This window comes from Pseudomonas sp. NBRC 111132, from assembly GCF_001320565.1.
GTDB classification, from domain to species: Bacteria; Pseudomonadota; Gammaproteobacteria; order Pseudomonadales; family Pseudomonadaceae; genus Aquipseudomonas; species Aquipseudomonas putida_P.
Genome location: NZ_BCBI01000013.1, coordinates 81910 through 100502 on the forward strand (window position 1 = coordinate 81910; position 18593 = coordinate 100502).

General features: G+C 59.1%; 13 protein-coding genes and 2 pseudogenes. 12 read left to right on the forward strand and 3 right to left on the reverse strand.

Translation table 11 applies throughout. The features are described from left to right. Nucleotides 1–2: 2 nt before the first annotated feature. The 3 genes from tssC to APH35_RS08855 all read right to left on the reverse strand — a co-directional run bounded on the left by tssC (nt 3) and on the right by APH35_RS08855 (nt 2873). A complete protein-coding gene (gene tssC, locus APH35_RS08845; protein WP_012272398.1) occupies nt 3–1505 on the reverse strand; it encodes a type VI secretion system contractile sheath large subunit in 1503 nt (500 codons plus the stop codon). A gap of 14 nt (nt 1506–1519) precedes the next feature. Beyond that, nucleotides 1520–2059, reverse strand: coding sequence for a type VI secretion system contractile sheath small subunit (tssB, locus tag APH35_RS08850; protein ID WP_012272397.1), 540 nt, complete (start codon nt 2057–2059; stop codon nt 1520–1522). Nucleotides 2060–2123: 64 nt separating this feature from the next. Then, the gene (locus APH35_RS08855; protein WP_060514580.1) at nt 2124–2873 is read right to left on the reverse strand and encodes a hypothetical protein; all 750 of its coding nucleotides are present in this window, start codon (nt 2871–2873) and stop codon (nt 2124–2126) included. Between the two features lie 907 nt (nt 2874–3780). Between APH35_RS08855 and tre1 the strand changes: the two genes are divergently transcribed. From tre1 to APH35_RS08920, 12 genes and pseudogenes are all read left to right on the forward strand, one after another. After that, nucleotides 3781–5268 carry an NAD(+)--protein-arginine ADP-ribosyltransferase Tre1 gene (gene tre1 / locus APH35_RS08860; RefSeq protein ID WP_060514566.1) on the forward strand — a complete coding sequence of 496 codons (1488 nt, stop codon included), beginning with the start codon at nt 3781–3783 and terminating at the stop codon, nt 5266–5268. Beyond that, a complete protein-coding gene (gene tri1, locus APH35_RS08865) occupies nt 5265–6380 on the forward strand; it encodes an ADP-ribosylarginine hydrolase Tri1 (protein ID WP_060514567.1) in 1116 nt (371 codons plus the stop codon). The genes tre1 and tri1 overlap by 4 nt, the downstream gene beginning before the upstream one ends. 192 nt (nt 6381–6572) lie before the next feature. Continuing rightward, entirely contained in the window at nt 6573–8414 is a 1842-nt protein-coding gene (gene tssI / locus APH35_RS08870; RefSeq protein WP_012272393.1) for a type VI secretion system Vgr family protein, read from the forward strand. A 21-nt stretch (nt 8415–8435) separates the two neighbouring features. Continuing rightward, nucleotides 8436–9029, forward strand: a complete 594-nt coding sequence (locus tag APH35_RS08875; protein WP_012272392.1) for a DcrB-related protein — start codon at nt 8436–8438, stop codon at nt 9027–9029. Then, nucleotides 9026–10246 carry a PAAR domain-containing protein gene (locus APH35_RS28185; protein WP_082425726.1) on the forward strand — a complete coding sequence of 407 codons (1221 nt, stop codon included), beginning with the start codon at nt 9026–9028 and terminating at the stop codon, nt 10244–10246. Before APH35_RS08875 ends, APH35_RS28185 begins: the two co-directional genes overlap by 4 nt. Nucleotides 10247–10257: 11 nt before the next feature. Then, complete coding sequence (locus APH35_RS08885; protein WP_012272390.1) at nt 10258–10977, forward strand: hypothetical protein; 720 nt, start codon at nt 10258–10260, stop codon at nt 10975–10977. A gap of 174 nt (nt 10978–11151) precedes the next feature. Beyond that, nucleotides 11152–12271 (forward strand): annotated as a pseudogene (locus APH35_RS08890) (type IV secretion protein Rhs); the annotation flags it as partial. A gap of 849 nt (nt 12272–13120) precedes the next feature. Further along, nucleotides 13121–13528 (forward strand): annotated as a pseudogene (locus tag APH35_RS08900) (hypothetical protein); the annotation flags it as partial. A gap of 197 nt (nt 13529–13725) precedes the next feature. Then, on the forward strand, nt 13726–14901 hold the full coding sequence (locus APH35_RS08905; protein WP_060514569.1) for a M20 aminoacylase family protein: 1176 nt from the start codon (nt 13726–13728) through the stop codon (nt 14899–14901). Between the two features lie 83 nt (nt 14902–14984). Then, complete coding sequence (locus APH35_RS08910) at nt 14985–16295, forward strand: citrate-proton symporter (protein WP_012272388.1); 1311 nt, start codon at nt 14985–14987, stop codon at nt 16293–16295. Then, nucleotides 16292–17749: an amidase gene (locus APH35_RS08915; RefSeq protein ID WP_060514570.1), complete on the forward strand. Its 1458-nt coding sequence runs from the start codon at nt 16292–16294 to the stop codon at nt 17747–17749. The genes APH35_RS08910 and APH35_RS08915 overlap by 4 nt, the downstream gene beginning before the upstream one ends. A 65-nt stretch (nt 17750–17814) precedes the next feature. Next, the gene (locus tag APH35_RS08920; protein WP_012272386.1) at nt 17815–18588 is read left to right on the forward strand and encodes an IclR family transcriptional regulator; all 774 of its coding nucleotides are present in this window, start codon (nt 17815–17817) and stop codon (nt 18586–18588) included. The last annotated feature ends 5 nt before the right edge of the window (nt 18589–18593 follow it).

An 18593-nucleotide genomic window follows, 5' to 3' on the forward strand; every position in this document is an offset into this window, starting at 1 on the left:
TGTCAGCCGCGCGCGCCTTGTGGCAGCTCGGCGACCAGCCGCAGCGAGGCGGTCAGTTCGTCCAGTTGGTAGTGCGGGCGCAGGTACGTGACGGCCTTGTACACGCCTGGCTTGCCTGGCACCTCGAACACCTCGGCGCGGGCCTCACGCAGCGGGAACTTGGCCTTGGCTTCCTGGCTGGCGGTATCGTCGAGCAGCACATAGCTGGCCAGCCACTGGTTGAGGAAGCGCTCCACGTCCATGCGCGAGGCGAAACTGCCGATCTTGTCGCGCATGATCGCCTTCATGTAGTGGGCGATACGCGAGGTGGCGAAGATGTATTGCAGTTGGGCCGACAGGCGTGCGTTGGCATTGGCGATGTCGGTGTTGTACTGCTTTTGCTTCTGCGCCGACTGGGTGCCGAAGAATGCGGCATAATCGGTGCCCTTGCAGTGCACCAGGGGGATGAAGCCCAGGTCCGACAGCTCTTTTTCGCGGCGGTCGGTAATGGCGATTTCGGTCGGGCACTTGAGGGCGATTTCGCCATCGTCGGTGTTGAAGGTGTGGGTCGGCAGGCCTTCGACCAGGCCGCCCCCTTCCACGCCGCGGATGGCTACGCACCAGCCGTAGCGGGCGAAGGCATCGGTGACGCGGGTGCCAAGGGCATAGGCGGCGTTCATCCACAGGTATTTGTTGTGGTCACGGCCGTCGACGCTTTCGACGAAGTTGAATTCCTCCACCGGCGTGGTATCGGGGCCATACGGCAGGCGGCCAAGCACATGGGGCAGGGTGAGGCCGACGTAGCGAGAGTCTTCCGATGCGCGGAACGATTTCCACTTGGCGTATTCGACGGTGTCGAAGATCTTCGCCAGGTCTCGCGGGCCGGACATCTCGGTGAACGAGTCCCAGCCGAACAGTTCAGGGGAGGCGGCGGAGATGAACGGCGCGTGCGCCGCTGCGGCCACGTGCGAGATCTCTTCCAGCAGGTACATGTCTTCGGGGTTGCGGTTGAATTCGTAGTCGCCGATCAGCATGCCGAACGGCGCGCCACCGAAAGTGCCGTACTCTTCTTCGTAGACTTTCTTGAACAGTGCGCTCTGGTCGAATTCGCTGGCAGCCTTCAGATCACGTACCAGGTCTTTCTTGGAGGCATTGAGCAGGTGAATTTTCAGCGTGGTGCTGGTTTCGGTCTGGTCTACCTGGTACTTCAGGCCACGCCAGGAGGCTTCCAGCTGCTGGAACTCGCGAGCGTGCATGATTTCGTTCATCTGCTCGGAGAGCATCGCGTCGATTTCGGCGATACGCGAGTCGAGCACGGCGATCAGGTCCTTGCTCGGGGTCATCTCGCCTTCGAGCACCTGGTTCACCAGTTCGCCGATCAGGTCGCGGGTGCGGTTGCGTTCGGTGTCGGAACGGGCCACGCGGCTTTGCGAAATGATGCTGTCCAGCAGCGAGGGCTGTGGGGCGAAGTTTTCCACTTCGACCAGTTCGCCAGCCTGTTGCGGTGCGGTTTGCTTGTCGGTCATGTTAAGGCTCCTGCTCAGGCGCGATCGCTGCTGGATGGGTCTTTCACTTCGGCTTCACGGCCGAATTCCTTGCCCAGGGTCTTGAGCTTTTCGGTGTTTTGCAGCACGTCCATCAGCAGCTCTTCGAGCTTGTCGTTGCCGCCCATCTTGTTGCGCAGGTCGGCCAGCTTGTTGCGCACTTCCAGCAGCTTGCGCAGTGGTTCCACCTGCTTGACCACGTTCTGTGGCTCGAAGTCTTCGAGGCTGTTGAAGTTCAGCTCCACGCCCAGCTGGGTGCCGTTCTTGGCCAGGGTGTTGTCGACGCGGTAGGTCAGGCGTGGCTTGATGCCCTTGAGCACACCGTTGAAATTGTCGCGGTCGATGAAGACGAACTTGCGGTCCTTGAGCTTGGGCAGCGGCTCCAGCGGGTTGCCGGAAAAGTCGCCCAGTACGCCGACGACGAAGGGCAGCTCCTTTTTCTCGATGGCATCGCCGATGTCCACGTCGTAGGTGATATGGACCCGAGGCGCGCGGACGCGGTCGAGTTTGTGCTGAGTGCTTTCCTTCTTCGCCATCGTGTTCTCCAGTGCGAGCAGTTCGCTGCGAATCATTGCGCGGCCCGGTAAGGGGCGTTGCGGGTTACAGGCCTTCGATCGTCAGCAGCAGGCGCTGACGGATGTCGTCGTTCATTTCCAGAATGTTGTCGCGGCCCACCAGCTCTTCGAAGCTGGTGTTGCCGGCAATTTGCGTGCTGCTACGGATGACCGAATCGTCGGGAAGTTCCGAACGCACCGGCGAGCTGATGACGCAGAACGGCAAGTCACCAAAGCCCTTGAGGCGCTCGAAGCTCAGGCTGTAGCGCAGGCCTTCGAACAGCCGGCCAAGGCCTGGCGACTTGCTCAGGCAGTAGAACAGCACCAGGTAGTGCACCACGAAGCGGTACAGCTCGGCGCTGCTGCGGTTGGGGTCTTTGATGACGTTGCGAAACCGCGCCAGTTCGAAGGTGTGGAAGCCCACCACCCAGCGTGTCGGGCTGGTGATGCGGATGACCTGGCCGCTCTGTGCGAGGGCCTTGTCGTACTCCAGCGGGAACAGTTCGGGGGTGGTGCTGATCAGGTTCAGCGGCACTTCCAATTCGCTGACCAATTGGAATGGCGCGGCCGAGCCGATGCGATCGTAGAGTTCGATCAGGGACTGGAAATGGCCCTGGGTTTCGCGCCCGCTGCTGCGTTGGGCGCCTTGCAGGTATTCGCCAAACAGGGTTTGCGGACGGATCAGCGGCGCCACGGTGGCAAGGTAATCCGCCGCCTGCGCCTTCAGCGCATCGGAGATCGCCCGCGTCTGGCTACGCAGCTTGATCAGTGCTTCGACATCGAATGTCTGGGTCATCGGTGCATCGTCCATGTGCCTGCTTGATCGTCCTGAAACGCCAATGGCGCGGACCTGAAATAGAGCCTTCGGCGGCGGTAAATTTGAGTGCTGGCACATGAATATTGTGTTGCCAGCAATGCCGAGTAGGGCACCTCACTGCGGAAGAAGTTCCGGCGAAGGGGGCGATTTATTACTCGTATTGTGACGCGGCGCAATAATGGCGCTGTGATATTGGCGATGGGGCCGGGGCGCGGGGAACGGCGGCTCAAGCCCTAAATTTGGGGGGCGAGTAGGGCCGGAGATCGATGAAAATTATCGGCAAAAATATCTTTCAAAAAGTGAATCAGGTCCCATTTTTTGCGGCGACCGAGTGCTTGGCGGGGTGATGACAAGGCAAGGTGGAATGATGGCAGTGCGACGGAATATGGCGTGGCTAGAGGCACCTGTGAAGGGATGCTATCGCCCGTCAACCTGTTGAACTAGAGGCGAGAGGCGTTCATAGCTGTCGAGGCTGTGCGGCGACATTCAATCGGGGCGTTGGATCTTCACGCCGCGACCGGACTGAATGGCCACGTAATACGCGTTCTCCAACCCAACGGACACAATCCGACTTACTTAATCGCGGACGCGTCTACTGCTCCAACAACCCGTAATACGCCATTTGGTAAAGGCATTTTGACGTTAGCTCCATGGCCCTATAGCGCAAGGCCATCATTTGACAGCCTCTGTCAAGCACGTTTTCATTGGGCGATTTCCAGCTTGATGCAGGATGCATTGACATGATTACGGACGCCCTCGAATCGGTGCTCACGCGGCAGACTTCGCGTAGCAGGCATACGCTATCAGTTGGCTCAGTTGTGTTTCCTTCAGGCTCGCCAAGGTGTGTGTCAATTACGCCATTCTTCAACGGACTGTGATCTAGAAAATGGACCTTTTAGCTAACGTCCCTAGCTGGAGTGACATCGAGCGCAGCCTCGATCAGAAATTCAGCGCGGTGAACCAGAGCATCCACCAGGGGCTGCAGAGCGCCAATGACAGCTGGCACGGTTTCTCTCGGCGCGTTAGTGATGGCGCCGGCCAAGCCTATGGCTACCTGGGTGGCCATCGCATCGACAATGTGCAACAGGCACTGGCGATGTCGTATCCGATCTTCCAGGAAGACCTCAAGCGCAAATGGGCTTCGATCGGTATCGAACAGATTTTGCCGGTGCTGCTGCAACTGGTGAAGGAAGTGTCGATGATCCTCGGTGGGAGTATTGCCGTGGGCTCTGCTGCAGGCGGTGCGATCGGTGCTTTGGCCTTTGGCGTCGGCGCGGCGCCCGGCGCCGTGGCAGGGGCGGGCATCGGTCTGGAGGTCGGTAACCTGATCCTTCTTGCGTTGGGCCTGTCGGCGATCGCCGAATACTTCATCAAAGGGCTGCCGGTTTGCCTGGCCACTCTTCAGGAGGGTATCGCTACGGCCTGGAATGCCGAAGAAGGCGTCAAGCCTGCCGGGCTGGACCCTACTGGAGGGTCGGTGGCCGTTATCCAGGAGCGAACCGAACGCGCCGCGCGGCAGCTGGCCCGCGGGCAGGAACAGCTGGTGTTGTTGTTACTGATGGCCATCGTCACCTACCTGCTGCGCGGACAGATGAAGGCCGGCATCATGGGCAGCATGGAGAACATTGCCACGCGCAGTGCCAAGCTGCAGGCCGACATTGCCAATAAGCAGTTTGGTGCCTGGCTTGCCAAGAACGAAGCCAAGCTGCTGGCTCACCCAGACCTGCAGATCAAGGGCCCCACCCCCCTCAAGAAACCTGAGCCGCTGCAGCCTTCTCGTCAGCCGGAAAAAGCCTCGGCACCGAAGCCTGTAGCAAAACCGGCAGTCATGTCTTTGCAAGAGGCCGTGGGTAGTCAGACTGCAGACCGCTGGATATCCACGGGCAGGCGCATCGCCGACTTCACCGACCCTAAGCGTTCAGCCTTGCTCACGGACGATCAGATCGGCGCGCTGCATGGCTACACCACCAACGAAGGCTATCAGTGGATCAACCCGGCGCTGCGCGGGCAGACCCCGCTTAGCCCGCAGATGGAGGCCTTCGTCACGCATGCCAACGAAGGCCTCGCAAAGCTACCGTCCTACACGTTGGGGGATACCTTCCGCGGTACTACGTTGCCGGAGGATGTCATGTCGAGGATGCAAGTCGGTCTGCCAACCAGTGATGCAGCGTTCCTGAGTACTTCTGCAGACCGTGCCCTGGCATTCAACGGTAATGTGAAGATGACCTTGCAGGGCGTGACTGGCAAAGATATCAGCTTTCTGTCTGGCCACAGGGAAGCTGAGGTATTGTTTGGGCCAGGCACGCGCTTCAATGTTGTCGACAGGGTCGACAATGGCTCCGTCACTCAATTTATTCTCAAAGAAATCCCATGATCGATCTAAGAAGCCCAAACGCATTGTTGTCGGACTACGTGGAGCGCTACGCGCACCTGTCACCGGAGCCCTCTCGGCAGTTGCAGCAGAGAATGGACTACAACGTGCAGGCAGACGCCCCGGCAGAGCCGGCGAGCAAGCCGCGCTGGTTGCAGTCCAGGGCCTGTACCTTGACGCCAGAACAGGCACTGGACCGCGCCAAAGGCGCGTTGCTGGGCCTGGCCATTGGCGATGCGGTAGGCACCACGCTCGAGTTCCTGCCGCGCGACCGGGAGCATGTGAACGACATGGTCGGTGGCGGGCCATTCAGGCTTGCTGCCGGCGAGTGGACCGATGACACTAGCATGGCGCTTTGCTTGGCGGATACGTATGTAAGCCAGGGCAAGTTCGACTACGCCACCTACGCAAATGCCTTGGTGCGCTGGTATCGACACGGGGAAAACAGTGTCAATGGCCGTTGTTTCGACATCGGCAACGCTACACGTAACGCGCTTGAAGGCTGGTTGCGCGAAGGCATCGGTTGGCAAGGCAACTACGACCCGTCCACTGCAGGTAATGGCTCGATCATACGCCTCGCGCCCACGGCCATCTTTCGTCGACATTCACTGTCTGCGAGTTGGTGGGAAAGCGTCACGCAGAGCAGCGTGACCCATAACGCCGATGAAGCGGTGAACTGTTGCCAGTTGCTCGCCGCACAACTGCATCTGGCACTGAACGGTGCAGACAAGGAAGAAACCCTTGCACCTGCGGTGCGCTCGCTGCGTCCGCGCCCGATGATCATCAATGCTGGCGAGTACAAACAGAAGAGCCGCGATCAGATCCGCTCTTCTGGTTATGTGGTCGACACGCTGGAGGCAGCCCTGTGGGCTGTATGGAACAGCAACAACTTCCATGACGCGATTCTTCTGGCCGCCAACCTTGCCGATGATGCTGACAGCGTCGCGGCCACAGCCGGCCAGCTGGCTGGCGCGCTGTACGGTGTGTCAGGCATGCCACCGGAGTGGGTGGAGAAGGTCGCCTGGTCGCAGCATATCCAGAAGCTGGCACAGGAACTGTTCGACCGCGCACCGCAGGTGGATGAACTGGATGCACTGTTGTACGGGAAGCGATAACGGCAGGCTCAGGAAATTGCCCTGACGTGCAAAAGCGTGACAGTTGTCGCGTTTCTGTCAACGCGCCGCGGCACTTTTTCGGGTGCTGTCGGTCGCATGAAATCGCGGTGCGCCTGCCTGGCATCCCGCATGAACAAAGTTGTAGCTAAGCATCGCAAGCGCGTGCTGGCCCTGTTTTCAAGGAGATTTCGCATGATCATGGAACTGGCCTCCGCGCTGCTATCGCCGCAGAACCGCCGGCTGTTCAAGTTTCACAACCTGGCCAACCCTGAGCAGGAACTGTTGCTGGAAACCTTCAAGGGCGTCGAGGGCCTTTCGCGGGCGTTCAACTACGAACTGCTGCTGATCTGCGAAGACTCTGGCGTGCCGCTTAAATCCATGATGGGCCAGCACGTGAGCATCGAGATCGAGTTGGCCGAAGGTGCTCCACGCCACATCACCGGTTACCTTACGCGCTTTGCCAGCATTGGCAGCGATGGCGGCATGGCCCGTTACACCGCCACCCTCAACCCCTGGTTTTCGATGCTGAAGAACCGCTTCGACACGCGGATCTTCCAAGGCAACACGGTCGAGGAAGTGGTCACCGAAGTATTCGCCCTGTGTCCGGCTTTCTCCCGCCACGAGTTCCGCCTGACCCGCCCGCAGAAGCGCTACACCTACATTACCCAGTACCGCGAAACCGACTTCAATTTCGTCCAGCGCCTGCTGGAGGAAGAGGGGATGTTCTATTACTTCGAGCACACCGCAGAAGGCCACACCATGATCATCTGCGATGACTCCAGCACACTGGTGGACATCCCCGAGCAGCCGCAAATCCGTTTCCACAGCGCCTCGGTTACCGAGACCGCCGACTCCATCACCCAGTGGAGCGGCAACCGCCAGCTGCAGTCCGGCAAGATGGCCACGCAGACCTTCGATTACCGCCAGCCCAACAACCGCCTGCCGGTGGCGCTGAACAGCGTGAACAAGCAGGGCGATGTCGAGAACTTCGAGATCTACGACTTCCCCGGTCAGTACACCCACGGCACCTACGATGAAGGCGAAACCCTGCTGCGCCTACGTATCGAAGCGCTGGAGCTGCGCGGCAAAAAGTTCGAAGGCGCCAGTAATTGCCGCGCCATGAAGCCCGGCTATACCTTCGAACTGCTGCAGCACTACAGCCACGATCAAGGCGCCGTGGAGGACCGACAGTTCCTGCTGATGAGCGTGGAAAGCGAAGGCCACAACAACTACCTCAGCGGCCAACAGGCGAGCTATTTCAACACGTTCAGTTGCGTGCGCAAGAAGATCCCGTTCCGCCCGCAACTGAGCACTCCCCGGCCGACCATCGCCGGCCCGCAGACTGCCATCATCGTTGGCCCACCCGGCGAAGAGATATTCACCGACGAACTGGGCCGGGTGAAAATCCAGTTTCACTGGGACCGTAAAGGCCAGCACAACGACCACAGTTCGTGCTGGGTACGCGTCGCCCAGTCCGGCGCCAGTGGCGGCTTCGGCAGCATCCAGATCCCGCGTGTGGGCGATGAAGTGGTGGTGGTGTTCCTCGACGGCAACCCGGACCGCCCGTTGATCATGGGCAGCCTGTACAACAGCAGCAACACCCCGCCGTGGGCACTGCCGGCGAACAAGACCCAGAGTGGGTTCCTGACGCGCTCTACCAAAGGCAAAGGGTCGAATGCCAACTTCTTCCGCTTCGAAGACAAGGCCGGCGCCGAGCAAATCATCATGCATGCTGAGCGCAACCTGGATACCGAGGTTGAGGCAGATGAGAGTCTCAAGGTGGGTGGCAATCGAACGATCAATGTCGAAGGTAAGCATTCCGAGACGATCAAGCTGGAAACCAGCATTGCGGTGGAAGAGGGGTCGTACTTTGTGACCGTGGATCAAGGGGCGGTGAAAATTAAGGCAGCAACGTCTATTACGCTTGAGGTCGGAAACAGCAAGCTGGAGATGAAGTCGGATGGCACGATTACCCTGTCAGGTATCACTGTGGACGTTGCAGGCAGCACGATAATTAATCTGAACAAGTCTTGATTAGCGACAAGGAAAGGTCCCATGCGCGGTAATATCTACGACCGATTAGCTGAGCGACGCGAGCGCGAAGAGCGCGTTGAACGTGAGCGTCTGGAAGAGGGCGCTCTCAATGTAGAACCTCCTCCGCCGGAGCGCTTTCTTACAAATGAATTGAGCTTCGTTCGTCCAGAGAACTTAAAAGACAAGACTTTTCATGTTTTTACATTGACGGATATAGGGCCAAGCCCGTTCTCGCTCGTTGTTGGGCGTTCGCCTGCGGAGCAGGATGCAGACTTGGAGACGCTTGCACAACAACTGCTGGGTGAATTGAAAAAGACGTTGTCCCATGTTCAGTGGATCGAGCCGGTTACCCCGGTAGAGGTGGCTGGGTTGGAGGCGCGGCGTGTAGAGTTTCGCTGGCGGCAACAAGGCCAACCGGTTCATCAAGTACAGCTGATTTTTCTGCATCACGATGAGCACAAGCGCCCTTTGCTCATGCAGATTACCGGTACGAGTAACAATGCCAAAGGCATGACAGAAGATGAGCGTAGTGCTTTCAATACTTTAGTTGATAGTCTTCAATTGCGCCTTCCGCCTGCGAGAGAGGGGGATGCGCAACAGGTCGAGTCGGCATGACTGCGGCTGCCGCGAGATTAGACGATCCAATCGAGCACTCTAGCGCCTTAGGCGGATTACTTGCTGGTTTGGCGATTGGTGCAGGTGCAGTGCTCATCGGTATTGCTGTGGTTGGCACCGGCGGGCTTGGGGCGGTAGCCCTCGCTGCGATGGTGGGCGCGGGAGCCGCTACTGGTGCTGGAATTGGTCAACTGATTGGTAGCTTATCGTTCGCCTGTAGTGAAACGGGACAAATACGATCAGGGTCGGGCAACGTTTATATAAATGGGAAACCTGCTGCGAGGGCGCATCTGGATAATGCCGAGTGCTCTGATCATCCCGGGATCCCTAAGATATTAGCTCAGGGCAGCGATTCGGTATATATAAATGGTCAGCCTGCGGCTCGAGTAGGTGACAGAACAGTTTGCGATGCGAAAATAAGTGCGGGCTCTCCCAATGTATATATAGGTGGGGGCACCGAGACGACGGATGCCATTGACCCGGAGGTCCCTGTCTGGCTGGAGCGTGCAGTGATGGGGGTGGGACTGGCAAGTGCATTTGTGCTGGCAAGTCCTGTTTTGGTGGTGGCAGGGTTGGTGGGTGGTATAGCGGGTGGAATGGCAGGGCATTGGGCCGGCGGCGAGTTGTTTGGAGAGGGCTCCGACGGCCAGAAGTTGATGGCGTTTGGTGGTGCTCTGCTTGGAGGGGGGATCGGCGCCAAGGGCGGGAAGGCGTTTGATGCTCGCTATGAAATTAAAGTCCAAGGCTTTGGCTCAAACTTAGGAAATGTAAAAATTGTTCCTAGATCTAAGCCAGATGTTGAAGCTCCACCCATGTCCAGGCCTGTGCGTGGGCCAGATGGTAGATTTATAAAGTCAACAGATGGCGCCAGGCTTAATAGGAAGACAGAATACGCCAGTGGCTATCGAGCAGGTGTAAAAGAAGAAGTTTTAGATGCTAATACAATCCAAAGTGGAAAACATGCTGGAAAAGTAATGACTGCGGATGGTGATAAGGTATACAGGAACGACCCGAGGTTGACCATAGAGCATAACAAACCTGTTGTTGAGCATTGGAATGAAGTCGGCTATAATTCAATTCGAGCTGAGAGAAATGACTTCTATAATGATACCGGCAATATGAGCCTGAAGTTACGCTCCGCTAACAGTTCCGAGGGTGCCAAGATGGGGGCTAGCGGGGTTAGATATAGGCAAGACGTTGGTCCAAACTACGAGTGAGGCATATTGCTATGATATCACGAAATGATCTACTTGAAGAATACGATTCCGTTAGAGATCTTGTTGGTGGCGTTTGCTTTTTTCAGGATGAAATGCGGGATTATACATACAATTATTGGTTAAAATCATCCGATGATCTAGATTTGATTGTTGTTTCTCAAGACGAGATAAAAGATTCGCTAGCGCTCAATGTTTTAAATTCTATTGCGCCAGAGGTAAGTCGAGTATCTCCCTCAATATTTGAGTTGTGCTCATCTGAAAGAGGCTTCACTCATGTAATCGTTGTTCCTAGCAATTTCCATGGTTACCTGAAAGGTAATGATGGGGTGGTTAGAGATGATCTTTTTTTATGCTTGCCAATCTTTAGGTGCGAATTTTCCGGGCGCGAGACTGTTGAAGAGTTCAAAGAGTTGCGTCTGCATTACGTGCCAACATTAAATTGGCAGAGGCAGCCTTGCCCTAAACTTCGGGTTTATTTTGATAATCCCAAAACCGGTGGTGGTACCGATGAGGCCGGGGCATTCCTCAAGTGGCTAGATTTATTGAGGGAAATTGACGCTCTTAACGGAGTTTCTAGTGGTTTTATTGAAGTGACTAATTGGTCCGATGAAATCATTGAGATTATCTCTCCCGGCGAAGGTGAGTATGTCTTGATTAGAGATAGAAAGGATGAGCAGCCATTGCCAATTAAAGGTCTGCTTGATGAAGTTAAAATTTTCGCTTTCGCTTGATCAGTGTTGATGTTCGATTTGGCCGAATTCTGGGGTGGGTATTCCCACTCTAGTTGACTCGTTTGCTTTAAGTTCGATGCGACCTCTACTGGGGCAATTACCAAGGTCTCACCCAGCGTTGTCATCAACAGCCGAAAACTCGCCAATGCCTTGGGCCTGATCGCACTGGTCTAAGAAGACAACGCCACCTACAGCTTTGCCTACGACGTGTCGGACCGGCTGAGCGAAGAGGTGCGGGTGGATAACCTGACCCGGCGTTTCAGCTACAACGTTGGCGGCCACCTCACGCGGCTGGATGAGATTGGCTATGGCGAAAACGCTGAAGGTCCAGAGCGTCACACGCTGTTCGAGCGCGATGCTATCGGCCGCTTGATCAGCAAGCTCAATCGCGACACCCAGCAGCAGTTCACCTATGACGATGGCGACCGTTTATTGAGCATCGAGCGCAAGCCCAGCACTGTCGGCAAGCAGCTTGGGGTGACTGAGGAAAAGCTTGAATATGCCTACGATCTGCTGGGCAGGCTGACCCAAGAGATTACGCCCGACGGCACGCTCGGCTATGCGTACGACCCACTCAGCAACCTGACCACGCTGACCCTGCCAGATGGCCGTCAGGTCAACCACCTGTATTACGGCAGCGGGCATCTGCACCAGTTGAACCTGGACGGCCAGGTGATCAGCGACATGGAGCGTGACGACCTGCATCGCGAGGTGTACCGCACCCAGGGCAAGCTCACCAGTTGCTTTGGTTATGACACCATGGGGCGCAAGGCCTGGCAGTTTGCCTCGACGCTACCCGCTGACAAGCTTTCCCAGGTACACAACACCGGCATCAATACGTCGCTGCTGGTGGAGCACGCGTATAACCCGATCCACCGGCGTTACCAGTACGACCCAGCAGGAGAACTGGTGCGCACGCTCGACAAACTGCATGGCGAGATCAAGTACGAGTACGAAGCCAACGGCCAGTTGCGCAGCCGCGATACCGGTTCACTGATCGGCAGTGAAGAGTTTCGTTATGACGCGGCGGCGAACCGCCTGGACTTCTGCGCGGCAGTTTGACAAGGTCAAGGACAACCGGATCAGGCAGTGGCGCGATCAGGAGTACCGCTACGACCCGTGGGGCAACCTGATCGAGAAGCGCTCGGGGCACAGCAAGTTGCAGCATTTCAGCTATGACTGCGAAAACCGGCTGGTGCGAGCGGAGACGCTGGTCAATGGCAAACTGTTAAGGAGGGTGGGAATGAATTGGTCTGAGTCTTTAAAGCAGCGTATTGTGACTGAGTTAAATGGCTATGATGTGTATTTCGCATCTTGTGACGTGCCCCTTGAAGTAAAATTTCCCAAGCAGTGGCTTGGCTTTGGTTTTTTAGATGATGAAAAAAAACATATCCCGGCGGAGTGGGTCGATTTTTCTGAAAAGTTACCATGGGTAAGCGCGTGGCTTGATAAGTGCGTGCTAGGCACTGTTTTGGCCGTAAGTGATAAGCCGTATCTTATGTATGTTTACGTCGATGGTGGTGATTTGTGCTTCTATATGGGGGGCGCTCCAGTAGGTATTGAAAGTTCGAGTTTAGATGACTGTCCTGACCTGCCTGCGGATTTTAAGCAGTTTTACTCAAAGCTGCATAATGGCTTTGGTTTTTACATCGGTTGTACCATGGGTCCATCGAGACTGGAGGATTTCGTTCAAATAAAGGACCTGTGTGACGAAGAGTATCCAGCGCTTCCCGATATGTTAGGCGTATTTTCTAGCGGGGCTGGTGATTACTTGGCTATAGGTGAGGGGGCATTTAAGGGTGAGGCGTTTATTTGGTGGCATGAAAAGCCAGATACTCCTACGAAAGGAATCGATGTTTGGGATGTAATGGATTCGTGGATGTCAATATTTTTGGAGAATTCAGAGTCAAACGAGAACTTTCGGGCGTAATTTTTAGTTATTTTGCGAAAATATTTAGTGCGAGCCATGAACCACACCTACTCAAGGTGGAACCCAAGGTTAAGCGCTACCGGCGGCCTCCGTGCGCACCTGCATTATGACAACCCGCAGGGGCGCCTGACCGACATCAAACGGCTGGTCAACAATGAGGCGGTCGAGACACTCGCGCAGTATCTCTACTACGAACACGGCCAGCTGACCGCCGTGATAAATCATAACGGCGACCCGTTGGGGTGCAAGACTGCCTATGACTATCACCACCTGACCACGCTGGTGACCAAGGTCAGTTATCTGGATAGCAGCACCTGGCAGGCACGCTACGACGACAAGGGCAACCTGCTCGCCGAAATCGATGCACTGGGCCAGATCACCGAGTACCTGAACAGCGACGACGGCCTGCCACACACCATCATCGATGCGACCGACAAGTCCAAGCACCTGTGGTGGAACACCCTGGCCCAGGTGGAGCGTTAGCAGGACGAGTACGACAAGGCCGTCCGCCTGACCGCACTGGTCAACGAGAACAACGCCACCTACAGCTTTGCCTACGACGTGTCGGACCGGCTGAGCGAAGAGGTGCGGGTGGACAACCTGCCCCGGTGTTTCAGCTACTAAGCCCCGGAAATTTGACCACTCCATTGCTCACACCACTTCCCGCCTCCGCGACTGGTTCCGCTGGGTGGAACCACATTCGTTTGTTATCCCTCGTCACTCGCGCTTATCTGTCAGCCAAGCACGACCTGCCTCACCCGTCGTGACCTCAAGGCGAACAACAAGAACGGGAAACCACCCGCGCGAGGAGACTCTACATGTCCCGACATCAGCACATTCTGGCCTGGCTGAACGATGTGGCCAGCGACCTGCACGCGATCCGTCACGATATCCATGCCCACCCGGAACTGGGGTTCGAAGAAAGCCGCACTTCGGCGCTGGTCGCCCGGCTGCTCCTGGAATGGGGCTATGAAGTACACACCGGCATCGGCAAAACCGGAGTGGTCGGCGTGCTGCGCAATGGCAGCAGCCCACGCCGCCTGGGCCTGCGCGCCGACATGGACGCGTTGCCCATCCACGAAGCAACGGGCGCGGCCTACAGCAGCCAGCATCAAGGCTGCATGCACGCCTGTGGCCATGACGGGCACACCACCATGCTGCTGGGCGCGGCGCGCTACCTGGCGGCGACCCGGCAGTTCGACGGCACGCTGACGCTGATCTTCCAGCCGGCCGAAGAGAGCCAGGGTGGCGCCGAGGCAATGCTGGCCGACGGTCTGCTGGAACGCTTCCCCTGCGATGCACTGTTCGGCATGCACAACATGCCTGGGCTGCCGGCCGGGCACCTTGGCTTTCGCGAGGGGCCGATGATGGCCTCGCAAGACCTGCTCACGGTGACCCTCGACGGGGTGGGCGGCCATGGCTCGATGCCGCACCTGACCGTCGACCCGCTGGTGGCAGCGGCCAGTGTGGTGATGGCGCTGCAAACCGTGGTGGCGCGCAATATCGATGCGCAGGAGGCGGCGGTGGTCACCGTCGGTGCGTTGCAGGCTGGCGAAGCGGCCAACGTGATCCCGCAACAGGCGCTACTGCGCCTGAGCCTGCGCGCGCTGAACGCCGAAGTACGGGCGCAGACCCTGGAACGGGTGCGGGCGATCATCGTCAGCCAGGCCGAAAGCTTTGGCTGCCGCGCCAGCATCGAACACCGCCCGGCTTACCCGGTGCTGGTCAACCATGCAGCGGAAAATGCCTTCGCCACGCAGGTAGGGGTAGAGCTGCTCGGTGCCGAGGCGGTGGATGGCAACACCCGCAAGCTGATGGGCAGCGAAGACTTCGCCTGGATGCTGCAGCGCTGCCCGGGCGCCTACCTGTTCATTGGCAATGGGGTATCGCGGCCGATGGTGCACAACCCGGCCTATGACTTCAACGACGACATTCTGCTGACCGGCGCCGCCTACTGGGGCGCGCTGGCAGAGCGCTGGCTCGCGCCCGCCTGATCGGCCTTTTTTGACGACTGCCGCTGGAACCTGGGCGCGACCGCGCCTGGGCGATCACCCAATCATTGTGTGGAGTGTTCCCTATGCAGACTTCGAGCACCGGCGTGTCGCGTACCCGGCAAGTGGTCGCCGCCGTTATCGGCAATGCCCTGGAATGGTATGACTTTATCGTGTACGGCTTTTTGGCCAGCATCATTGCCCGGCAGTTTTTCCCGTCCGACGATGAATACGCTTCGCTGCTGATGGCCTTGGCCACCTTCGGCGTCGGCTTTTTCATGCGCCCGGTGGGTGGCGTGTTGTTGGGCATGTATTCCGATCGCAAGGGCCGCAAGGCGGCCATGCAGATGATCATCCGCCTGATGACCGTGTCGATCGCGATGATCGCCTTTGCCCCCGACTACCTGGCCATCGGCATGGCGGCGCCGCTGTTGATCGTGGTCGCGCGCATGCTGCAGGGCTTTGCCACGGGTGGCGAGTATGCCAGCGCTACGGCGTTTCTGGTGGAAAGCGCGCCGGCCCACCGCAAGGGGCTTTATGGCTCGTGGCAATTGGTAGGGCAGTGCCTGGCGGTGTTCTCCGGCGCGGCCATGGTGGCCTTGGTTACTCACCTGTGCACGCCTGAAGCGCTGGACAGCTGGGGCTGGCGTATTCCCTTCGTGCTGGGCCTGCTGATCGGCCCGGTGGGGCTGTGGATTCGCAAGCATATGGAAGAGCCCGAGGAGTTCGTCGAGGCGCGCCGCCAGGCCAAGGGGCAGTCGCCCAGCCTGTGGCAGGTACTGCGTGAACATCGGCGTAGCCTGCTGGTGTCGATGGGCCTGGCCTGTGGCGCGACGGTGTCGTTCTACGTGGTGCTGGTGAACATGCCGACCTTCGCCCACAAAAACCTTGGGCTGCCGCTGGACCAGGTGCTGCTGGTACAGATGCTCGCGGTCGGGCTGATGACCGTGGTGATTCCGTTGTCTGGCGCGCTGTCTGACCGGTTGGGTCGGCGCCCGGTGCTGATGGCCTTCACCCTGGCGTTCTTCGTGATGGTCTACCCGCTGTATGTGTGGGTGGCCGCCGCGCCCTCCGTGGAGCGGCTGCTGGTCATGCAACTGCTGCTGTGCACCGCCATTGGCGGCTTCTTTGGCCCGGCACCTACCGCCTTGGCCGAGCAGTTCCCGGTCGAGGTGCGTTCCACTGGCGTGTCGGTGGCCTATAACGTAGCGGTAATGGTGTTCGGCGGCTTTGCCCCGTTGATCGTGACCTGGCTGAGCAAAGTGCTGGGTACCCCGGTGGCGCCATCGTTCTACGTGCTGTTCGCCTGCCTGCTGACGCTGTTGGCTACCTACTGCCTGAAAGAAGCACCCCGGGCGGGCCAGCCTGCCACTTTCAACCTTGGAGTAAAACCGTGAAGCCGCTAGCCATCGACCCCATCGTTGCCCTCGATGCAGAGGCATTGTCCCAGGCCATTCATGGCGGCCAGCTGTCGTGCCGGGAGGTGATGCAGGCTTACCTTGCGCATATCGAACGCTTCAACCCGCAGGTCAATGCGCTGGTATCGCTGCGCCCGGCCGAGGTGCTGCTGGCCGAGGCCGACGAGCGCGACCGCGAACGTGCCCGTGGCCACTCGCGCGGCTGGATGCATGGCATGCCGCAGGCGATCAAGGACCTGGCCGCCACCGCCGGGCTGCGCACCACCCTGGGTTCGCCGCTGTTCGCCGAGCAGGTGCCCGAGCAGGATGCGATCAGCGTGGCGCGGGTGCGGGCTAGCGGGGCGCTGATCGTGGGCAAGAGCAACGTGCCTGAGTTCGGCCTCGGCTCGCAAACCTACAACAGCCTGTTTGGCACCACTACCAATGCCTACGACTCAGGGCGGGTGGCCGGTGGCAGCAGCGGCGGGGCGGCTGCGGCACTGGCCATGCGCTTGCTGCCGGTGGCCGACGGCAGCGACATGATGGGCTCGCTGCGCAACCCGGCGGCGTTCAACAACGTGTTCGGCCTGCGCCCGTCACAAGGCCGGGTGCCGCATGGGCCGGCGCCGGAGTTGTTCGTGCAGCAGCTGGCCACCGAGGGGCCGATGGGCCGCAGTGTGGTCGATGTGGCGCGGTTGTTGTCGATACAGGCTGGCGTCGACGCGCGGGTGCCGCTGTCGTTAAGCGAAGGCCGGCGCGATTTCACCGACGCCTTGCCGCGCGACTTCCGAGGTGTGCGGGTCGGCTGGCTGGGCGACTACAACGGTTACCTGCCGATGGATGACGGGGTGATGAGCCTGTGCGAGTCGGCGCTGGCCGACTTTGCCGAACTGGGCTGCCAGGTCGAGGCCTGCCAGCCGGCATTCGACCTGGCACGCTTGTGGCAATGCTGGCTGAGCCATCGCCACTTCCTGGTGCACGGCAACCTCGGCGCGGCCTATGCCGACCCAGCCAAGCGCGCACTGCTCAAGCCCGAAGCCCAGTGGGAGGTGGAAGGTGGCTTGCAGATGAGTGCGGCGGCGCTGTACCAGGCCTCGTTGGACCGCAGCGATTGGTACCGCGCCTTGGCCAAGCTGTTCGAACGTTACGATTTCCTGCTGTTGCCCTCGGCCCAGGTGTTCCCTTTCGATGCACGCCAGCCATGGCCGACGGCGGTCGGCGGGCGGGCGATGGACACCTATCACCGTTGGATGGAGGTGGTGATCGGGCCAACCCTGGCCGGCTTGCCGAGCATCAGCGTGCCGGTCGGGTTCAATGCTGGCGGCCTGCCCATGGGCCTGCAAATCATAGGCCCGGCCCAGGCGGACCATGCCGTGTTGCAGCTGGCGTATGCCCATGAGCAGCTCACCCGCTGGGTGGAGCGTTGCCCGCCACAATGCCTGCAGGGTTCATGACAGCACTGGGCAGGCGCGGTTCTTGCTGGCTATCCTGACCATCCCGCTACAAGGAGGTCATACCCATGGGCATCACGGCAGACAGCGGCGGCGTGCGTTCGGTGGAGCGGGCGCTGGCCATTGTCGACCTGCTGGGCGAACACCAGGCACTGGGCCTGGAAGAACTGCATTACCTGACGGCGCTGCCCAAGGCCACGGTGTCGCGCATGCTTGCCACCCTGCAGGAGCAAGGCTGGGTGTACCGTGGCCTGAGCGACAGGCGCTACCGGCTGTGCGCGCGGCGCCTGTTCGGTGACCGCCAGTTGCGCTTCAAGCGGCGCCTGGTGGAAAGCGCCGCGCCCATGCTGCTGGAGCTGAGTGAACGCACTGGGCTGGTAGCGGACCTGTCGTGCTTCGACGGCCAGCGGCTGGAAGTGATGGAAAGCGCCATTCCCCAGGTGTTGCGCAAGCGTTACCCGCACACCTGCCAGATCGTCGGGCACCATGCCAGCCTGTTCCATTCGGCGATGGGGCGGGCCTGCCTGGGTGAGCTGGCGGAGGACGAAGTGCAGCGCCTGGCGGCCCATGCGCGGCTGGGTGACGACACGTTGCTGCGCGATATCGAAGAAGAAGCCCACAAGGGCTTTGGTCAGCGGACCGAGGGGCACTGGGAGTACCCGGTGCGCCTGCCGTTCCTGATCCGTGCCATTGCTTTGCCGGTGCACGCCGAAGGGCGCCTGGCCGGGAGCATTGCCTTGCACTGGCCGCTGGACCAGGCGCCGGTGGAGCGGGTGTTGAATTTACACTTGAGCAGCCTGGCGACCACCGTCGGCGAGGTGCAGCGGGCCTTGGCTGTTTGATCGTT